The sequence below is a fragment of the Collimonas arenae genome, from assembly GCF_001584165.1.
Lineage (GTDB): Bacteria > Pseudomonadota > Gammaproteobacteria > Burkholderiales > Burkholderiaceae_D > Collimonas > Collimonas arenae.
Genome location: NZ_CP013233.1, coordinates 4,707,055 through 4,723,987, shown reverse-complemented (window position 1 = coordinate 4,723,987; position 16,933 = coordinate 4,707,055). Strand labels below are relative to the sequence as shown.

At 56.8% G+C, this 16,933-nt stretch carries 19 protein-coding genes and 2 pseudogenes; 9 read left to right on the top strand and 12 right to left on the bottom strand.

The window, feature by feature from the left end:
- The first annotated feature begins 435 nt into the window (after positions 1–435).
- The 5 genes and pseudogenes from rpmH (at position 436) to mnmE (ending at position 4,607) form a co-directional block, all read left to right on the top strand.
- Positions 436–570: a 50S ribosomal protein L34 gene (gene rpmH, locus CAter10_RS21670; RefSeq protein ID WP_061535510.1), complete on the top strand. Its 135-nt coding sequence runs from the start codon at positions 436–438 to the stop codon at positions 568–570.
- A gap of 31 nt (positions 571–601) precedes the next feature.
- Complete coding sequence (gene rnpA, locus CAter10_RS23875; RefSeq protein ID WP_257722347.1) at positions 602–1,006, top strand: ribonuclease P protein component; 405 nt, start codon at positions 602–604, stop codon at positions 1,004–1,006.
- A 122-nt stretch (positions 1,007–1,128) separates the two neighbouring features.
- Positions 1,129–1,413, top strand: a complete 285-nt coding sequence (gene yidD / locus CAter10_RS22215; protein WP_082798024.1) for a membrane protein insertion efficiency factor YidD — start codon at positions 1,129–1,131, stop codon at positions 1,411–1,413.
- Positions 1,414–1,432: 19 nt separating this feature from the next.
- Positions 1,433–3,093 (top strand): annotated as a pseudogene (yidC, locus tag CAter10_RS21655) (membrane protein insertase YidC).
- Between the two features lie 116 nt (positions 3,094–3,209).
- On the top strand, positions 3,210–4,607 hold the full coding sequence (gene mnmE / locus CAter10_RS21650) for a tRNA uridine-5-carboxymethylaminomethyl(34) synthesis GTPase MnmE (protein ID WP_061535080.1): 1,398 nt from the start codon (positions 3,210–3,212) through the stop codon (positions 4,605–4,607).
- A gap of 26 nt (positions 4,608–4,633) precedes the next feature.
- On the opposite strand, the gene CAter10_RS21645 is transcribed toward mnmE, so the two are convergent.
- The 3 genes from CAter10_RS21645 to CAter10_RS22975 form a co-directional block, all read right to left on the bottom strand.
- Positions 4,634–5,458 (bottom strand): class I SAM-dependent methyltransferase, encoded by an 825-nt coding sequence (locus CAter10_RS21645; protein WP_197467158.1) that lies wholly within the window; start codon positions 5,456–5,458, stop codon positions 4,634–4,636.
- Positions 5,459–5,761: 303 nt separating this feature from the next.
- Positions 5,762–6,838: an AI-2E family transporter gene (locus tag CAter10_RS21640; RefSeq protein WP_061535078.1), complete on the bottom strand. Its 1,077-nt coding sequence runs from the start codon at positions 6,836–6,838 to the stop codon at positions 5,762–5,764.
- A 277-nt stretch (positions 6,839–7,115) separates the two neighbouring features.
- On the bottom strand, positions 7,116–7,265 hold the full coding sequence (locus tag CAter10_RS22975) for a hypothetical protein (RefSeq protein WP_164840478.1): 150 nt from the start codon (positions 7,263–7,265) through the stop codon (positions 7,116–7,118).
- Positions 7,266–7,462: 197 nt separating this feature from the next.
- On the opposite strand from CAter10_RS22975, the gene CAter10_RS21635 reads away from it, so the two are divergent.
- On the top strand, positions 7,463–7,747 hold the full coding sequence (locus CAter10_RS21635) for a hypothetical protein (RefSeq protein ID WP_061535077.1): 285 nt from the start codon (positions 7,463–7,465) through the stop codon (positions 7,745–7,747).
- Positions 7,748–7,803: 56 nt separating this feature from the next.
- Here the strand turns inward: CAter10_RS21635 and CAter10_RS21630 are convergent, their stop codons facing one another.
- From CAter10_RS21630 to CAter10_RS21620, 3 genes are all read right to left on the bottom strand, one after another.
- Complete coding sequence (locus CAter10_RS21630) at positions 7,804–8,250, bottom strand: pilin (RefSeq protein WP_061535076.1); 447 nt, start codon at positions 8,248–8,250, stop codon at positions 7,804–7,806.
- A 130-nt stretch (positions 8,251–8,380) separates the two neighbouring features.
- Complete coding sequence (locus CAter10_RS21625; RefSeq protein WP_061535075.1) at positions 8,381–8,956, bottom strand: TMEM175 family protein; 576 nt, start codon at positions 8,954–8,956, stop codon at positions 8,381–8,383.
- Positions 8,957–9,057: 101 nt separating this feature from the next.
- Positions 9,058–9,378, bottom strand: a complete 321-nt coding sequence (locus CAter10_RS21620; RefSeq protein WP_061535074.1) for a hypothetical protein — start codon at positions 9,376–9,378, stop codon at positions 9,058–9,060.
- A gap of 90 nt (positions 9,379–9,468) precedes the next feature.
- Here CAter10_RS21620 and CAter10_RS22670 point away from each other — a divergent pair, with 90 nt between their 5' ends.
- Complete coding sequence (locus tag CAter10_RS22670) at positions 9,469–9,681, top strand: hypothetical protein (protein WP_128083167.1); 213 nt, start codon at positions 9,469–9,471, stop codon at positions 9,679–9,681.
- A 106-nt stretch (positions 9,682–9,787) separates the two neighbouring features.
- The gene (locus CAter10_RS21615; protein ID WP_061535073.1) at positions 9,788–10,102 is read left to right on the top strand and encodes a hypothetical protein; all 315 of its coding nucleotides are present in this window, start codon (positions 9,788–9,790) and stop codon (positions 10,100–10,102) included.
- Positions 10,103–10,141: 39 nt separating this feature from the next.
- Here the strand turns inward: CAter10_RS21615 and CAter10_RS21610 are convergent, their stop codons facing one another.
- The 6 genes and pseudogenes from CAter10_RS21610 to CAter10_RS21585 all read right to left on the bottom strand — a co-directional run bounded on the left by CAter10_RS21610 (position 10,142) and on the right by CAter10_RS21585 (position 15,675).
- On the bottom strand, positions 10,142–11,968 hold the full coding sequence (locus tag CAter10_RS21610) for a pilus assembly protein (RefSeq protein ID WP_061535072.1): 1,827 nt from the start codon (positions 11,966–11,968) through the stop codon (positions 10,142–10,144).
- A gap of 34 nt (positions 11,969–12,002) precedes the next feature.
- Positions 12,003–12,509: a pilus assembly PilX family protein gene (locus CAter10_RS21605; protein WP_061535071.1), complete on the bottom strand. Its 507-nt coding sequence runs from the start codon at positions 12,507–12,509 to the stop codon at positions 12,003–12,005.
- Between the two features lie 84 nt (positions 12,510–12,593).
- Positions 12,594–13,058, bottom strand: a complete 465-nt coding sequence (gene pilV, locus CAter10_RS21600; protein ID WP_061535070.1) for a type IV pilus modification protein PilV — start codon at positions 13,056–13,058, stop codon at positions 12,594–12,596.
- 108 nt (positions 13,059–13,166) lie between these two features.
- On the bottom strand, positions 13,167–13,478 hold the full coding sequence (locus CAter10_RS21595) for a metal-sensitive transcriptional regulator (RefSeq protein ID WP_061535069.1): 312 nt from the start codon (positions 13,476–13,478) through the stop codon (positions 13,167–13,169).
- A 36-nt stretch (positions 13,479–13,514) separates the two neighbouring features.
- Positions 13,515–14,992, bottom strand: a pseudogene (locus CAter10_RS21590) (sensor histidine kinase N-terminal domain-containing protein).
- On the bottom strand, positions 14,989–15,675 hold the full coding sequence (locus tag CAter10_RS21585) for a response regulator (protein WP_061535068.1): 687 nt from the start codon (positions 15,673–15,675) through the stop codon (positions 14,989–14,991). The pseudogene CAter10_RS21590 and the gene CAter10_RS21585 overlap by 4 nt, the downstream one beginning before the upstream one ends.
- A 253-nt stretch (positions 15,676–15,928) precedes the next feature.
- Here CAter10_RS21585 and CAter10_RS21580 point away from each other — a divergent pair, with 253 nt between their 5' ends.
- A complete protein-coding gene (locus CAter10_RS21580) occupies positions 15,929–16,885 on the top strand; it encodes a Bug family tripartite tricarboxylate transporter substrate binding protein (RefSeq protein ID WP_061535067.1) in 957 nt (318 codons plus the stop codon).
- Positions 16,886–16,933: the final 48 nt, after the last annotated feature.

Below are 16,933 nucleotides of genomic sequence, written 5' to 3'. Positions count from 1 at the left end.
GAATCGTTCTAAGTGAAAGTGTGCGGGATGAGGTTCTTTACGCCCTGGCTTGGTCTTTTTATTGCACGCGGGTTCAGTAGTGAATACTCAATACTGCGCAATACGTAACTGGCGGGCGTGCCACACATAAGTCGCTATTCTACCCTTGCTGACGCAAGTTATCCACAGGCGCGGGCATTTATTGCATGTGGACAAAGTAAAACGACTTGGTGTAAAAGGCAGCTAAGTGATTGACAAACAAGCAGAAAATGCGTTCTAATTCAAGGTTCACTGTCCGCTGAATTGCCAGTTTGCGCATTGATTGATATCTGTCGTTGTCCCGGATCCGTTGTTTGGATGGCGTGGCAGCCAGGTCATATCAGGTAGCGAAAGGGTAGAAACCCAGCGCTCTGAGTGTGATGATCCGATTTATTTTTGCTGATTAGCGAGACCAACATGAAACGTACTTACCAACCTTCCGTCGTGCGCCGTAAGCGTACTCACGGCTTCCGCGCCCGTATGGCAACCCGCGGTGGCCGCGCTGTGCTCAATGCACGTCGCGCCAAAGGCCGCAAGCGTCTGGCAGCTTAATCTAAAGCCGGACGCAAACAGCGTTGCTTGCGTGACAGAAACTACAGACGGCCGTTCACAGAACTGCGTCCAAGACTTTTCACGTGAACGGCGCATCGTTAAAACGGATGAGTTCTCATCCGTTTTTCGTTTGCGCCCCGTCTACAGAACGGCGCATTTCGTTTTGTACACCCGCCGTAATGCATTGCCGCATGCCCGTCTGGGCGTGGTGGCGGCAAAACGGCTGGCGCCGCGCGCTGTCACGCGTAACACGGTCAAACGGGTTACGCGCGAATTGTTTCGTCTGACACCATTGCCGCCAATCGACTGCATTGTGCGTTTATCGAAACCGGTAAACACCAAGGCTGGTCCGGCTACCACCGCGCGCTTGAAGCAGGAACTGCGCAACGAGTTGACGCAACTGTTCTCGTCGCAACGCCTGTCCGCCGGCGCGTAATTTGGCCTACATCGTCCGCTTCACTGCGGCAATGACAACCGGCAACAGCCACGCTGCTGCCAGGCAGTCAGCGCCAGGACGAATTGGGGCCGGGGCTGGATGAAAAAGGGAAGAAAGCTGTCATGAAAATGCCTCTACTGTTCCTGTTGCGACTCTACAAACTGGGCATCAGCCCGTTTCTGGGACAGAATTGCCGTTTTTATCCAAGCTGTTCCGATTACGCAGCCGAAGCAATCCGCACGCATGGCGCCCTCAAGGGCAGCATGCTGGCTGGCCGTCGCCTGTGCAAATGCCATCCCTGGCATCCCGGCGGCGTCGATCCGGTTCCGCCACATCAGTCATCGACATCCCCCTCTGCAACTACTTCCGCATCGGCTTCCCGATCGTGCGGTTGCAGCCATTCCTGAATCATAGATAAATACTCTTATGGATATCAAACGTACCGTCCTGTGGGTTGTATTTTCGGTCTCGCTGTTGTTCCTTTGGGACCAATGGCAGCGCCATAACGGCCAACCGTCGCTGTTCTTCCCTAGCGCCAACCAGACAGCTCCCGTTGCTACAGGTCCTGCCGGCTCAGCCGCCAGCGCCAGCACCGACGTGCCACAAGCTTCGGCGACAACTGCCGCCGGCGCAGGCGCCGTGCCTGCTGCAACCTCGGCTGTTGCCGCCAAGGGCGAAATCATCACCATCACTACCGATGTCGTCAAAGCTGACATCGATACCGTCGGTGGCGAACTGAAGCGCCTGGAACTGCTGACGCAAAAAGACACGGTTGACCCAACCAAGAACCTGGTGTTGTTCGACTCCAGCCCAACCCGCACCTATCTGGCTGAAACCGGCCTGATCGGCGGTCCGTTCCCTAACCACAAGTCGCCGTTCACGGCCTTGCCTGGTCCGCGTACGCTGGACAACGGCAACCAGGTGCAACTGGTGCTGGAATCGACCGAAGGCGGCGTCAAGCTGACCAAGACGTTCACCTTCACACGCGGCGAGTACACGATTGACGTCAAGCACACCGTCACCAACGATACTGGTGCGCCGATCTCGCCTTCGCTGTACCTGCAACTGGTGCGTGACGGCAATGCGCCGGCCGGCGAACAGCGTTTCGTGCATACCTTTACCGGCGCGTCGGTCTATACCGATGCCAGCAAGTTCCAGAAATTCACTTTCGAGAACATTGAAAAGGGCAACGCCGAGCACGCTTTCAAGGCTGACGATGGCTGGTTTGCGCTGATGCAGCATTACTTTGTTTCGGCATTCATCCCGCAGGACAAGGCGCCACGTGAAATCTTCACCAAGAAGCTGGCAACCAACCTGTATGCAGTGGGCAATATCCTGCCGCTGGGCACGATTGCACCGGGCGCCAGCGTCACCATGGATGCGCGCCTGTTCTCCGGTCCGGAAGAAACCGCCGTGCTGGAAAAACTGGCGCCTGGCCTGACCCTGGTCAAGGATTACGGCTGGCAGAAAATCATCGCCGAACCGATTTTCTGGCTGATGACGCAAATCCACAAAATCCTCGGAAACTGGGGCTGGACCATCATCTGCCTGACGCTTCTGATCAAGCTGGCGTTCTTCCCATTGTCGGCAGCGAGCTATCGCAGCATGGCCAAGATGAAGCTGGTGACACCGAAGATGACTTCGATCCGCGAGCGTTACAAGTCCGAACCGCAAAAGATGAACCAGGCGATGATGGAGCTGTACAAGACAGAAAAGATCAACCCGCTCGGCGGCTGTCTGCCGATCGTGATTCAGATCCCGGTGTTCTTGTCGCTGTACTCGGTATTGCTGGCCAGCGTTGAATTCCGTAACGCACCATGGCTCGGCTGGATCCACGATCTGGCAGCACCGGATCCGTTCTACATCCTGCCGATCGTGATGGCGATTTCGATGTTCATCCAGACCAAGTTGAATCCGACCCCACCGGATCCGATGCAAGCCAAGGTGATGATGTTCATGCCGCTGATTTTCTCGGTCATGTTCTTCTTCTTCCATCCGGTCTGGTGCTGTACTGGGTTACCAACAACATCCTGTCGATCGCGCAGCAATGGGTGATCACCCGCAAGATGGGAACAGCCAAGGCCTAAAGCCGGTCAGTTCAGACTGTCGTAAAAAAGCCCGTGAATCAAGAATTCACGGGCTTTTTTGTTGGCTTGCGCTTAACGCTGTTTCCAATCCTCAACAACACTCGTAGAATAATTCCATGTCTTTCGATTCCTCCCCAATTGCCGCCATCGCCACCGCTCCCGGACGCGGCGGCATCGGCGTAGTCCGCATCTCCGGCAAGCATCTCGGCTCCCTGATTGAAGCAGTGTGCGGCATCGCCGAAACCAAGCTGACGCCGCGTCACGCCACCTATCTGCCATTTAAAAACGCCGACGGCAGCGTCATCGACCAGGGCCTGGCGATCTATTTCAAGGCGCCGCATTCATACACCGGCGAGGATGTGCTCGAACTGCAGGGACATGGCGGACCGGTGGTGCTGCAGATGCTGCTGAGCCGCTGCCTGGCGGCAGGGCAGGATATCGGCTTGCGCATGGCGGAGCCGGGCGAATTCACGCAACGCGCGTTCATCAATGACAAGCTCGACCTGGCCCAGGCCGAAGCCGTCGCCGATCTGATCGAGGCATCCACCGAGGCGGCTGCCAAGTCGGCTTCCGAATCGTTGTCCGGCGCGTTTTCCAAGGTGATCCACGCACTGGTCGAACAAGTCACCAACCTGCGCATGCTGGTTGAAGCGACGCTCGATTTCCCGGAAGAGGAAATCGACTTTCTCGAGAAGTCAGACGCCCGCGGCCAGTTGGCCAACATCCGCAGCACACTCGATAACGTCTTTAGCCAGGCCGCCCAAGGCGCGTTGCTGCGCGACGGACTCAATATCGTGCTGGCGGGCAAACCGAACGTCGGTAAATCGTCGCTGCTCAACGTTCTGGCCGGCGCCGATGTCGCCATCGTCACACCAATCGCCGGCACCACCCGCGACAAGGTGACAGAAACGATCCAGCTGGAAGGCATCCCGCTCAACATCATCGATACCGCAGGCATCCGCGACGCCGAAGACGCCAGCGACGAAGTCGAACGAATCGGCATCGAACGCACCTGGGCCGCCGTCGCTAAGGCCGATGTGATCCTGCATATGCTAGACGCCAACCACGGCCCGGCGCTGGCCGACGAAAAAATCATCGCCCGCTTCCCGACCAATGCCCCGGTGATCCGCATCTGGAACAAGATCGACCAGTCCGGCCACAAACCCGCGGTCGATGTCATGAACGACGCCACCCACATCTACCTGTCCGCCACCGACCACCTCGGCATCGACCTGCTACGCGCCGAACTGCTACGCATCGCCGGCTGGCAGCAAACCGGCGAATCCCGTTACCTCGCCCGCGAACGCCACCTGATAGCCCTCAAAGCCGCCCGCGACCACCTGGAAATAGCCGAGCAACACGCCTCGCTCGACAACCACGTCAACGATCAGTCGCTGGATTTGTTTGCGGAAGAACTGCGCCTCGCGCAAGACCGACTCAGCAGCATCACCGGAGCGTTTACGCCCGATGATTTGTTGGGGGTGATTTTTTCGCGGTTTTGTATCGGGAAATAAGTACGAGCCTGGCACTCACCCTAAAGTTAATTGCGAAGCGGCTTGAACGTAATGAGGACTTCAATGTATTCGGCCCTGATGCCCTTGCTAAGGTCATCGATGTAAAAGATCTGCGTAAATAGTCCGCATGCGTTGAAAATGTATTGGCAGATATCGAAACCCCAATCCATGGTGACCAAAGCTCTGCCGTCTCCAATTGGATTGCCGTGATATATCTCAGGCTCAAGGTAATTAATTTCGCCATTTTGCATGGTAGCGCGTACTCTGGAGGGCGAATACTTGTTCACCAGAGGGGCGGTAAAAATATGCATTCCGCCTGGCTTTAGTGTGCGGGAAATTTCACGGAAGACTTTGGTTGGATTAAAAACATGTTCCAACACATCTTGGGTAACGTGCAGATCGATGCTCTCATTTTCGAACGTGAGTTCCTCAAGATTTTCACACCGCATATCGCCGACAATACTTCCAAGCGGGTGATTGGTAAAAAATTGCGATGAAATATAACGAGGACATTCTCTGGTTAGACGCGCGCTCGCACCGCGTCCGCAGGGAGACGATTCATGGACCTTCGCCGTCCTCCAATTAGGAACATAAGCTTCGATTATTTGCATCAACGCCCGTTCACGCGGGATGCTGCCACAGTTTGAGCAAAGAAAATGATCTCGTAACCAAGCGTTGGACGCTGAGAAGCTGGTTTCACTAGCGCAAGTGGAACAATATCCAGAACTGACAAGAACAGGCGATTGCGTTTCCATTGGATCAATTTCCTTTGATATAGAAATCGGGCTTGGCAAATCGCAGCTTAAATAGCTATTCAAAAAATGTCTATAAGCAACGAGAAGGCTGGTCAATCTAGGAAATCCGAGTCAAGCAAGTGCTACCGGGCTCGAATGTTTCGCATTTATTGGTGTGATCACCTCGCTGTGACAAGGAGATATTGCTGACATATGAACAATTTTTCGCGTTTCAGCCTGTTGCCAGTTCGGGGGGGAGACTTCCTTAAAAAATAATCCGAAAGGCTATTGAAAATGATCTCGATGGCTCAATATCGGTTAAGTCTCCTCCAACTCTCCCTAAGTTTTGGATTTTAGAGCCCGCTGCCGCAAGGCTGGCGGGCTTTTTTTTGCATCTTCACGGATTATCGAGAGGCAAACCTATTTCACCCAAGCGCGCCACAGCACGGTCAGCACCGTCATCAGCGCGGGACCGATGAAGAGGCCTAGCAGTCCGAATGTCTGGGCGCCGCCGAGGATGCCGAACAGGACCAGGAGGAAGGGGAGGCGTGTCGAACTGCCGATCAGCAGTGGACGCACGAAGTGTTCGGCCACAAGGACGACGACAAAGCCGAATATGAGTACGCAGAGCGCGCCGACGGTTGCGCCCTGCACGAACAACCAGAGGGCGGCGGCGCAGAAAATGATCGGTGCGCAAAAAGGTAGCATCGCCGCGATTGCAGTCAGCAGACCCAACAACGTTGCATGCGGCACGCCGGTGATCGCGTAGGCGATGCCCAACAACAATCCTTCGCCGATACCGACGACAACCAGCCCGGACACCGTACCGCGCACGGCGGCCGCCATTTGTTCCACGAGCTGACCGCCATCGACGCCGAATGCGCGGCGGGTAGCCTTGATCAGATTGCCGCTCATGTTCGAACCGGCCTGGAAAATGACGAACAGCGTGACCAGCATGAAGCCGAACAGGATCAGCCCATGCGCCGCGACCGCGCCGAAATGCCTGCTAAAGGCGAGCACGGACTCGGCATGCAAGCCATTCGCCACCGGCGACTCGTGCAGGGGGCGCGCGAGATTCTCCTGCCACCAGCTGCTCACCTGCTGTGAGCCAAACGGCAAATGCTCAACCAGGCTCGGTAGTGGAATGCCGTTCGCTTCAGCTTGCTTGAACCAGGCAATGAGTTCGTGCGACTCGTGCGACTCGTGCGCCGCTTGTGTCAGCACCAGCAAGAAGGGCAGCACGATGAACAACCCAACGGCGGCGGTCAGCAGCAGAGCGACGCCCGTCGAGCGAGCACGCGATCCCGGCTGGGATTCCAGGTGCTGCAGCAGCGGCCACAACGCAATTGCAATGACTGCAGCCCACACTACAGCAGGAATAAAATCGCGCACCACCCACAGCGCGAGAATGACGAGCAGCGCGTAAAGCACGGTCGACGCGGCATGCTGGATTTTCTTGTTGCTCGGTTCGGACTCGCCTGGCTTGCGTTGGGTCATGGGATTTCTTTTCCTGTTGGTATGCTTCCGACCTGGATTTATCCGTATCTGCCGTCAAAGAATTTAATCGACGCCACGGCATTGCCGTGTTGCGCGGATAGATGCATATTAATTTAACAGATAGGCATGCCAATTCTCTGTCGTTGTCGAAGTTTTTGCCTGCAATGTGACTTCATTTGATATCGGCTACCAACGAGGCGGAGACTTTATCGTCGGTGCAGAAATGAAAAACCTCGGATCGTCGCCGATCCGAGGTTGCCGGTGTTAACACCAGAGGTTAATAACGGTTCGGATTGTCACCTCGATGATCCCCATAACCGCGATCGTCGCGATGCTCGTAACGATCGCCATCTCTCGGATGATCGGGTACCACGATGCAACCGCCGAGCAGTGCCGTAAGTACAAACAAAAGAGTCAAGCGTTTCATGTGAACTCCTTATTGTTGGGGGAATGGCCTAGTCTGACACCAATTGCGGTTCACAGTCGGCGCATCGAATTGCCCCCCCGTTTTCCCGGTGTTCGATGTTGAGAATCCACAACAGTTGTTAAATGATGTCAATTCCCAGCAGCTTTATCCAGAACGCTTTATGATCAGAGCGTCTTCCTGACAAATGAGGTGCCAACATGAGCTGGCTTAACAGATTGGCGATGAAGTATGTCCTGACGCCGGAAAAGGTCGCGGACCGCGAATTAGGTGATGCGCGCCTGGCGTTGTTTCAAGCAGAACGGCAGTTGCTGGAAGCGGAGATGCGTGTCGATTACCACCGCAACGTGCTGGCTTTCCTTGAAGCGATCTCTGCAGACGGCGTCGAGAACGTGGCGGAGAAACAGCGTCCGCAAGCGCTATCGCCGGTGCAGCGTCCGCTGCGCATCACGCCGGACCTGACCGCTTTGCGCGGAGCGGGCTGAGACGCAGCGCCACCGGGAGGCCCACTGGCTGCGCAGGCGTCAAGGCGCTGACGGCATCACTTGCAAAGCGCTGTCGCGATACAGCCACTGTCGGCCGTTGACCATTGCAGCGGATTATCAGCGCCGTGCATGGTTGGCGTGGCTACATACGTATCGCTTGCAAGAATGCCGTCTTTCTCTTGCGGTACAACCGTCACTACCCCGTCCTTGATGCTAACCGAAGCGACATAATTGCCGGCATTGCCAGTGACATCGGCAGGAACACCGTTGCTGCCGCCATTGCAGCCGGCGACAGTCTTCAGCTGCTGCGCACAAGCCTCAACTGCGGCCCTGGCTGTCGAACCGGCCGCCACCACTTGCGCGAATTTTTCCTTCTTCACGTGGACCTGATAGGCCGGTATGGTCACCGCCGCCAGGATACCGATGATCGCTACAATCAGCATCAGTTCGATCAGTGTGTAACCTTGTTTGGTTGCGGTGAAAAAACGATGTGCATTTTTCATTTTTATCCCCTCTGGTTTGAGCGCAGCAGGCGGCGCTTCCTGTTAGAGGGACGGAATGCGATTTTGTTCTTATTCCCTTTTCAAGAAAACTGTCTCAATGGCAATATCACCTAGCTGAACGCCGCCAGCATCAGTTGTGGATGACCTTCTCGATGCGGCGATCGGGAATCAGCCACATGATTGCCACCAAGACATACATCCCTAGCGCCAGCCAGCGATTGGCGAATGAGAGCGGGATGGCGAGCGCATAGGCGGCGACGGAGAGCTTGCCTTTCACATCGTTGCCGATCGCCTGCGCCAGCTGCGAATTGTCGCCATGCATGCGGATCAGGCTACGGCTCAGAATGTAGTAGGCGATACCGGTCATCAGCAGGACCACGCCGTACAGGGCGGTCGGAAGCTCGGCGAAATGATTTTCGCCCATCCAGCCGGTAGCAAAAGGAATGAGGGACAACCAAAACAGCAAATGCAAATTGGCCCACAACACCGGACCGTTGATCTTTTGCACCGCGTGCAGCATGTGGTGATGGTTGTTCCAGTAAATACCGGTATAGACGAAACTAAGGATATAGCTGAGAAATACCGGGTAGGCCAGCTGCAGCGCGGCAAGATCGGTACCGTGCGGCACTTTCATTTCAAGCACCATGATGGTGATGATGATGGCGATGACACCATCGCTAAACGCTTCCAGCCTGCCTTTACCCATTCCCAGCTCCCTCTGTTTTCCGAAACACTATATTGTGCAGGAAGACATACTAACCCAAGGGATTTGGCGCCGCGCGTGCTGACGAATTCGAGATTCAGATGCTATTTGAGGGGTTTGTTCTTCTTCGACTCATGCAGGCAGATGTTGAGGATTGCCCAGCGCAATCCCTGGCTGCCGACATTCTGGAATTCCTTGGAGAAGTAGACCTGGCGGACTATGCCTTTTTGCACATCAACAGGAATCGCCGTGAACTTCGACACCATGTCGAGCGCGGTCTTCTGGCTCTTGCCCATATCCCGCGCGTAAACAGCTGTTTCATAGATTTGCGATGTTGATGAACACCACGCCTCTTTCGATATCTCTTCGGCGCTGCTGCCGCACGACACAACGAGTAGCCACGCCGCGAGAATGATGGTCTTCATGCGATTCTCCCGTTTTGCGCCAACTATACAACGGAAAAGCCCGCTAAAAAAAATCCAAAAAGTTCAGGGCGTGAAACAAAAAGCAACGGCATGTACAAGCTGCGCTCCGCTTTGCCGGTTGATTTTCGTATTGCAACGACAAGTCCGCGGGCCTCTCTGAAAAAGGCAAATACGTTTCCCACATTGGCTTTGCCGCTGATTACCGGACTTAATGCCGCCCCGCAGCAAAATTGCCTGCACGACAAGCTGGCGAACAAATATTCAGCGATAGCTCTTCCATTTTTACTACATGCATTTACTTAACGTTACAATTGTTGCCCCTCGGTACACCTCCGGCGGCACATCGTCCGTACACTGAATTCACAATTTGGCGAAATCGCCGCATGCAATACTGGCAAGGTAGGAATATATGAAGAAATTTTTGGTATGTCTGGCCCTTGGCGCGATCATCGTTGGCGCAAGCGGCAGTGCTGCGGCCCATGTTGATATCGGTGTAGGCATTTACGTTCAACCGCCGCCTCAACCGTATTACCCGCCGGTAGTGCAATACGAACCGCGCTACGTCCCTGCGCCGGTCTATTACCCGCCGCGCGAAGTCTATGTCGAGCCAGACTGGCGCGAACGTCGCGAATGGCGCGAGCGTCGCGACGAGGAATGGCGTCGTGAAGAATGGCGGCGTCGCGAGTGGCGGCATGAACATTATCGCGAATACTACGATCGATAACGGGTTGTGCAATCGATACCCGTTATCGATGATGCGCGTTTAATCGGAAAGACCTGGCGGCACGGGTAATTGACGCCAGGTCCTGAACACAGGCCCACGCGCAGTATCAAGTTCAATCGCTCGCGGCACGCCGTTGCGGTCGATAACCACAAATCTGCGGCGACCGTCAGGCAGCCTGATGAAGGTGGGCGTAGTCGTGGAAGCAACCGCTTCGATCATGGAAGTCTTTTGCAAAAATGTCGCCTGCGCAGTGCCGACCGTTGCCCCGCCTATGGTGTAATCGAGCGCAAGCAGATGCGACTTCTGGTGTTCGGCAGAAAATGTCAGCACCCACAATACGCCGTCGGCAATTTGCAATTTCCCGACCACCTGGCCCACCTGTTCGGGAAGATCAACATACCATCCACGCTGGCGACTCCAATCGATTGGATTGCGGCTTAACGTCCAGCGGCCGTCGCCGGTTGCCGTCAAGGTTTGCTGTTGCAGCTGCGCGCGACCGGAGATTGGCTCGGCACCTATTTTCTCCCGTACGCCGTAAAGAGTTTGTACGCGCTTGACGTCCGGGCCAACGATATCGGTGCTTGCGCCGCCGCTGAACATGACGATTTTCCCGCCTTTCGGATGCAGCGCCAGCAACGGTTGCTGTGTGACCGACTGACGCTGCCCAAGGTCATCCGTTGCGGCAAACAGAGGCGCGCCATCGAATGCGACTCCCCAGTTCTCCGGTTCGACGTGGTCGAGATCGAACTTCCAAAGATGGCCCAGCAGGTCGCCTGCATAGGCGGCGACGATTTCACGTTGCGGATTGAACTCCAGCGCCGGTGTCGACAGGCCATTTGGCAACGCGGCATCACGCACTCCGGCGTATAACTTGCAGATCAGGCTCCCATTGGCGAGATCGGCCAGATACAGCACGGCGCGCCGTTCACTGCTGTCGTCACCGTTGCCATATAGCGCGCTCCAGCCGCCATGGCGCAAGCGGACCGCGAAGACTTCTCCCTGCAGGTAACCCATGTCGTCATCCGCAGCGCCAAAGCCGTCGTCGTCGGCACTTCTTTGCCACAGCACGCTGCTGCCGTCCAATCTCTCCGGATCGCTGATATCCAGCGCAAACAGGCTCTTTGCGCCTTTGCCGGTTGAACCGAGCAATATCGTCCGCCAGCCGGTCTTTCCTCCGTGCGTGAGATACGCATCGCCGGCGGTCAACAGGCCATCGACAAAACTCCGGTGCCGATAAGCGACGTCGCTCAGTTCGTGTAAATAGGGAAAAACAACAGACGGAACGAACGCCATCGTTTCGACGCCGGTGACCGCATCGAAAGCGTGCAGCATGCCATCGTTGGCGCCGACATACAGCATCGCGCGACGCTGCCGCTTGTTGCCGACAAATTCCTTGTATGTACCACCACCGGCGGCTTGCGGAATCAGGTGATAAACGGAATCGGATGGCCCCACATACAGAGGCAAAGAGTGCATGATGTCGCCCAGCTTGCCGTTGCGATTGCGGAACCGGCCGATGCCATGCGCAACCTCCAGCGCATCGTCGCCGGCCAGGTATTGCACGACCGGCTCCGACAATAGCATGGCTCTTTGCACGTCATCTAATTGCTGCCACTGAAACGCCGCGCCGGCAGCAAATATCCTGCGTTGCGACCATGGCGGAATCAAATCGGCTGCATCCCATTGCGCTACGCCGGAGACGCCATCGTCGGTCATCGGAAAGGCCTTGAGGTGTCCCAGCCATGAATCCGATTCATAGCTGGCAGTGTAGATGAACGGAGGTTGATGTGGCGGACTACCGGCATGCACGACGGCCGCGCATAGCGACACGATGATCCCAATGACGCAGTGCAGTTGCGCCTTCATTGGCGGTACTCTCTCGATGTCATGGAAATCCGTATCATAAAAGCAGATAACTTTGCAGCATCACCGTTGCGCTGCCGCCGGCGCCGACAGCGCGCGCAGTAATTCTGAAGGCGGGTCTTGGCGGCGGCGGCTCCAGGTGAAACCGCATGCCGGGTTGCAACTGCAAACGCTCAACCATGCAACGCGCTGCCGTGGCTGGTCCGGAGATGTCCGGGACAGCGACGGAAACGCTATCGCTGCGCCAGTTTTCCGCAATTTCCCAATGGCTTTTCGTGACTTTGCCACCAGCTGGCTGTGGTCCCTGTTCCAGTTGCGGCAACGTAACCGGAATCGGTGTCATTTGCAGCTGGTTTTCACAAAATCGCAACGCCCGTTCGGCCTCCTGGAAAGCCAGCAATCGGTCATTGGCGTTGGCAGCCATCAACTCTTCCACCGTCGCGCTGCGCAATGCGGCAAAAGCCAGCACCATCGTCGCCAGCAGAAAAATCAGCAACACCGGAAGCACTACGCCTGCCGCACATACGAAACGTGGCGGCGACATTCGAATCGTTCCGGCCATCGGTCCACTGATGCTTTGGCTCATGGGAAAAATGCATCGACATACAATGCACGTCAGGATGGTGCGCTACGTCGACGGCGTCCGATTCACACCGTCCTTCCGGCGCCTTGAAATATATGCGGACAGTAAAACCCGCGTGACCGAACCGCTGATGTCACCCCAGCCGCCGCTCAATGAATAGGCCAGCCAGTTGCGCCATTCGTGAATGTCGGCAGCAGCCAGTTCTTGCGGCGAACAAATGCCGGATTCGATACACGACGGCACAGCGGAAGGGGGCAGTGGATAGACCTGCCCCGACAGACTATAGCCGCCATCATGGGCGCCTCGCATATTGGCGCGCACGCGCTCGGCGAGATTGGCGCTGAAATGGCTGTGCATCAAACGAAAATGCGCGAGCTTCTGGGCGCGCAGCGCAGCTGTCTGGACATCGACCAGGGCTAGCAGGGCGGCGCCGACGATGACGAGCGAAACCAGCACTTCTATCATGCCGATGCCTGATTGTGTCGTCGCTATGTGGTTGACTGGCGCCATGCCGCTTCCCCTTTTTCAGTGCTCGCCTGAAATTGCATTATAGGAATTGCGTCAGTTGCCAGAAATGCGGGATGCGCTTAATTTGTTGTCGGGCGGATGCACTCGGGGTCAGGCAAATTTATCCAGCAATGCCGCCAGATCCTTGACACGCTGTTGCACTTCCTCTGGTGTGGCGGCAGCGGCGGTGTGAGTCACGATGGCATCGGTGAGCAAGGTGACGAAAGCGCGGTCCAACGCTTTGCGGGCGGCCGCCAGCTGCTGGGCGACGCCCTCGCAATCGGCAGGCACCGCAGCATTGGCGATCAGTTTCTGGACTCCGCGAATCTGTCCTTCGACGCGCGCCAAACGATGCAGCAGGTCCTTCTTCTGTTCGTCGCTCAACGCCGTGCCATGCACCACTTTGCTGGGAGTATCGTTCAAGATCTGCCTCCTTGGTTTGCGCAATACTATACCGAATCAGGGCATCGGGAAGCTGATCGACACTTTCAGGCCCGGGCAGGCAGGGTTGCCGTCCTCAGCCGCCGTCAATTTCATCTGCGCATCGTGCGACAGCGCAATATCGCGCACAATCGACAAACCAAGGCCGGCGCCGCCCGGATTCTGCTGCTGCGCTGACGGGGAGCGGTAGAACGCTGAAAATACGCGTTCGCGATCTTCTGCGGGGATGCCCATGCCGCTGTCCTCCACTTCCAGCAGCGCGCGTTGCGCAGCATCGTCGCGTCGCACTCGCAATATCACCCTGCCGTGTGCCGGCGTGTAGTGAATCGCGTTGTCGACCAGGTTACTGACCAGCTCATGCAACAGCAAGGCATTGCCATTGACCATGACACCTTCATCGGCATCGAATGACAGATCAATCTGTTTCTTGACCGCCGTACGCGCCAACTCCAACCCAACCTGGCGCACCACATCGGTAAGCGACACCGGCACCACCCGCTCTCGACCACGCCATGTTCGGCGCGCGCCAGGGTCAGCAGCCTATTGGCCAGATGGACCGTGGAGTCAGTGGTGCCAGCAATGCTTTCGACGATCTCACGCATGTCGCGCCAGGCGCGCGCATCGTTCGGATTGCGATCGAGTTCACGCAGCGCCAGTTCGGCCTGGGTCTTCAGTACCGTCAGCGGCGTGCGCAGTTGATGCGATGCATCCGCGATAAAGCGACGCTGGCCGGTGATGAGCGCCTGCAAGCGCCCCATGTAGCCGTTCATGGCAGCGACTAGTGGCCGCACTTCCTTGTGCACGCGATCGGCATCGAAATCAGCGAGATCGGTTGGTGAACGCGCCTCCACTTCCGCCTTCAGCTGCATCAGCGGACGCAGCACGAAGCGCACCGCAAACCACACCAGCAACGCCGCCACCGTCACCAGCAAACCCTGACGCCACAAGGTGCTGAACAGTATCTTGCGAGTCAGGTCGCTGCGCGCATCCATGGTTTCGCCAACCTGGATCAACGCGATGCCGCGCATCGAATCGTCGTATACCGGTTGGTACAGTGCGGCGATGCGCACCGGCTGGCCATGATAGTCCGCATGGTAAAACCGCACCAGCGCCGGATAGATTTCCGAACGCGGCACGTTGGGCGGTAGTGCCGGCAAGTCTTCGTAGCCGGAAACGAATTCGCCGCGGGTACCGGTGACCTTGTAGTAAATGCGTCCGAGAGTGTCGGTTTCAAAGCTATCGAGCGCCACGTACGGCACATCGGCCACCACCTTGCCATCGACTACCGACACGCGCTCGGCCAGCGCCCGGGTGGACGCCAGCAATGCGCGGTCATACGCCAGGTCGGCGACGTCCAGCGCGTTGCGGTATACCGAAAAGGCGTCGAGTCCGACCAGCACCAGCAATGGAATCAGCAGCCAGCGCAACAGTTGGGTGCGCAGGCTGCCGAGGGATCGGGTCGCCGTTGGCGAAGCCGGCTTGGAGGCGCGGATCATTTTTCGGCGACGGCTTCCAGCAAGTAACCGAGGCCGCGCAACGTGGTGATGGCGACCTCCTGGCCACCCTCACTACGCTGCAATTTCTTGCGCAGCCGATGGATATAGATTTCGATGGCGTCGGGATTGGCGTCGTCGACCAATGAAAACACTTCATCGAATAATTTTTCCTTCGACACCACCCGTCCGGCGCGGCTGATCAACACTTCCAGCACCGCATGTTCACGCGGCGTCAGCGCCAGCGCGGCGTCGCCGTACCGGAACATGCGCGACACCGTGTCAAAGCTCAAGGCGCCACAGCTATAGACCGGCGCTTCGCCGCCTTGAGCCCGGCGCAGCAAGGCCTTGACCCGTGCTTCCAGCTCGACCAGTTCGAATGGCTTGGCCAGGTAATCGTCAGCGCCCAAGTTCAAGCCTTGTACCCGATCCTGCAAGCCACCGCGCGCGGTCAGGATCAGAACCGGGGTCTTGCTGCCGCGGGCACGTAAACGCTTCAACACTTCCAGGCCATCCATCTTCGGCAAGCTCAAATCGAGTATCACCAGCGCGTATTGCTGGGTATGCAGCAAGCTGTCGGCATCGGCGCCGTTCATGGCGCACTCGACCGACCAGTGCGCATCTCGCAATGCCTTGGTCAGCCAACGCGATAGTTCAACGTGGTCCTCAATTAATAAAATCCGCATGGCCTTGTAAGCGAAAGTATGGAAACATTAGGCGCCAATACTCACACAGAACGCCGTGCTTGGCAAAATCCGAGTGAAAGGAAAATGAAAGACTCGGCCCGCTATGATGCGAAAAACCAATAAAACCCTGGCTGCACGCGCGCATCGACTGGTTAGCTCGATCTTTCCGGATGCACGATCAGTCCGCGTAAATTATCTGCAAGGAAATTTACGACGCATTGCAAATATAACTACAAAGAATGGGTAGGAGACAATGACTTCCCCGATCAACTGGATTTGTGCACTTGGTGCATGCATCACACTCAGCGCTCATGCAGCGCCGGTGCAATGCATCGCCCCGGCCAAGCCCGGCGGCGGCATGGCGGTGACCTGCAAACTGATCCAGCAAGGCTTGCAAACGCAGGAGCCGACTGCCGCCAAGATCAGCTACCTGCCGGGAGGCATCGGCGCCGTCGCCTGGAATTCCATCGTCACACAGCGACGCGCCGAAGCCGATACGCTAGTAGCGTTCTCCGGCGGTTCCCTGATGAATCTGGCACAAGGAAAATACGGCCGCGCCGATGTCAACGATGTGCGCTGGGTAGCCGCTGTCGGCGTTGACTACGGCATGGTCGCGGTGCGCAACGATTCGCCTTACAAGACCTTGCGCGAACTGATGGAAGCCCTCAGGAAAAATCCTGCCAACGTCACCATCGGCGCTGCCGGCACCGTCGGTAGCCAGGACTGGCTGAAGATTTCAATGCTGGCGAAGTACAGCAAGATCGATCCAAAAACTTTGCGCTTCGTCGCACTGGAAGGCGGCGGTGAAGCCTTTACTGCGTTGCGTGCGGGCCATGTCCAGTTGGTGTCGGGCGATGCCTCGGAAGCCACACTACACGCCGTCGACGGTGAAATCCGGGTACTTGCCGTGCTATCCGACAAACGCTTGCCCGGTACATTGGCTAACGTGCCGACCGCGCGTGAACAGGGAATCGACATCAGCTGGCCGGTCGTCCGTGGCGTCTACATGGGCCCGCAAGTCAGCGACGATGACTATCAACGCTGGGTCAGGACTTTCGACAAGATGATGGCAAGTCAGGAATTCAATCACTTGCGCGCCGCCAACGGCCTTTATCCAATGACGATGAGCGGTGACCAATTGACCAAATACATCCGTAAGACCGTCGAAGACTATCGCAAGCAATCGGACCAGCTTGGCTTGATCAGGTAAGCCGGACCGCGCCGACAACGTCGGCAAAAAATTCCGCCAGGTACAGAA

Excerpts from the sequence above, each read along its gene's own strand:
- yidD (WP_082798024.1), top strand. The coding sequence starts at position 1,129 with ATGAAAATGCCTCTACTGTTCCTGTTGCGACTCTACAAACTGGGCATC.
- rpmH (WP_061535510.1), top strand. The coding sequence starts at position 436 with ATGAAACGTACTTACCAACCTTCCGTCGTGCGCCGTAAGCGTACTCAC.
- CAter10_RS21615 (WP_061535073.1), top strand. The coding sequence starts at position 9,788 with ATGAAGAAATTTTTGGTATGTCTGGCCCTTGGCGCGATCATCGTTGGC.
- CAter10_RS21640 (WP_061535078.1), bottom strand. The coding sequence starts at position 6,838 with ATGACCCAACGCAAGCCAGGCGAGTCCGAACCGAGCAACAAGAAAATC.
- mnmE (WP_061535080.1), top strand. The coding sequence starts at position 3,210 with ATGTCTTTCGATTCCTCCCCAATTGCCGCCATCGCCACCGCTCCCGGA.
- CAter10_RS21625 (WP_061535075.1), bottom strand. The coding sequence starts at position 8,956 with ATGGGTAAAGGCAGGCTGGAAGCGTTTAGCGATGGTGTCATCGCCATC.
- pilV (WP_061535070.1), bottom strand. The coding sequence starts at position 13,058 with ATGGCGCCAGTCAACCACATAGCGACGACACAATCAGGCATCGGCATG.
- CAter10_RS21610 (WP_061535072.1), bottom strand. The coding sequence starts at position 11,968 with ATGAAGGCGCAACTGCACTGCGTCATTGGGATCATCGTGTCGCTATGC.
- CAter10_RS22670 (WP_128083167.1), top strand. The coding sequence starts at position 9,469 with ATGTACAAGCTGCGCTCCGCTTTGCCGGTTGATTTTCGTATTGCAACG.
- CAter10_RS21620 (WP_061535074.1), bottom strand. The coding sequence starts at position 9,378 with ATGAAGACCATCATTCTCGCGGCGTGGCTACTCGTTGTGTCGTGCGGC.
- CAter10_RS21630 (WP_061535076.1), bottom strand. The coding sequence starts at position 8,250 with ATGAAAAATGCACATCGTTTTTTCACCGCAACCAAACAAGGTTACACA.
- CAter10_RS21635 (WP_061535077.1), top strand. The coding sequence starts at position 7,463 with ATGAGCTGGCTTAACAGATTGGCGATGAAGTATGTCCTGACGCCGGAA.
- CAter10_RS21580 (WP_061535067.1), top strand. The coding sequence starts at position 15,929 with ATGACTTCCCCGATCAACTGGATTTGTGCACTTGGTGCATGCATCACA.
- CAter10_RS22975 (WP_164840478.1), bottom strand. The coding sequence starts at position 7,265 with ATGAAACGCTTGACTCTTTTGTTTGTACTTACGGCACTGCTCGGCGGT.
- CAter10_RS21605 (WP_061535071.1), bottom strand. The coding sequence starts at position 12,509 with ATGTCGCCGCCACGTTTCGTATGTGCGGCAGGCGTAGTGCTTCCGGTG.
- CAter10_RS21585 (WP_061535068.1), bottom strand. The coding sequence starts at position 15,675 with ATGCGGATTTTATTAATTGAGGACCACGTTGAACTATCGCGTTGGCTG.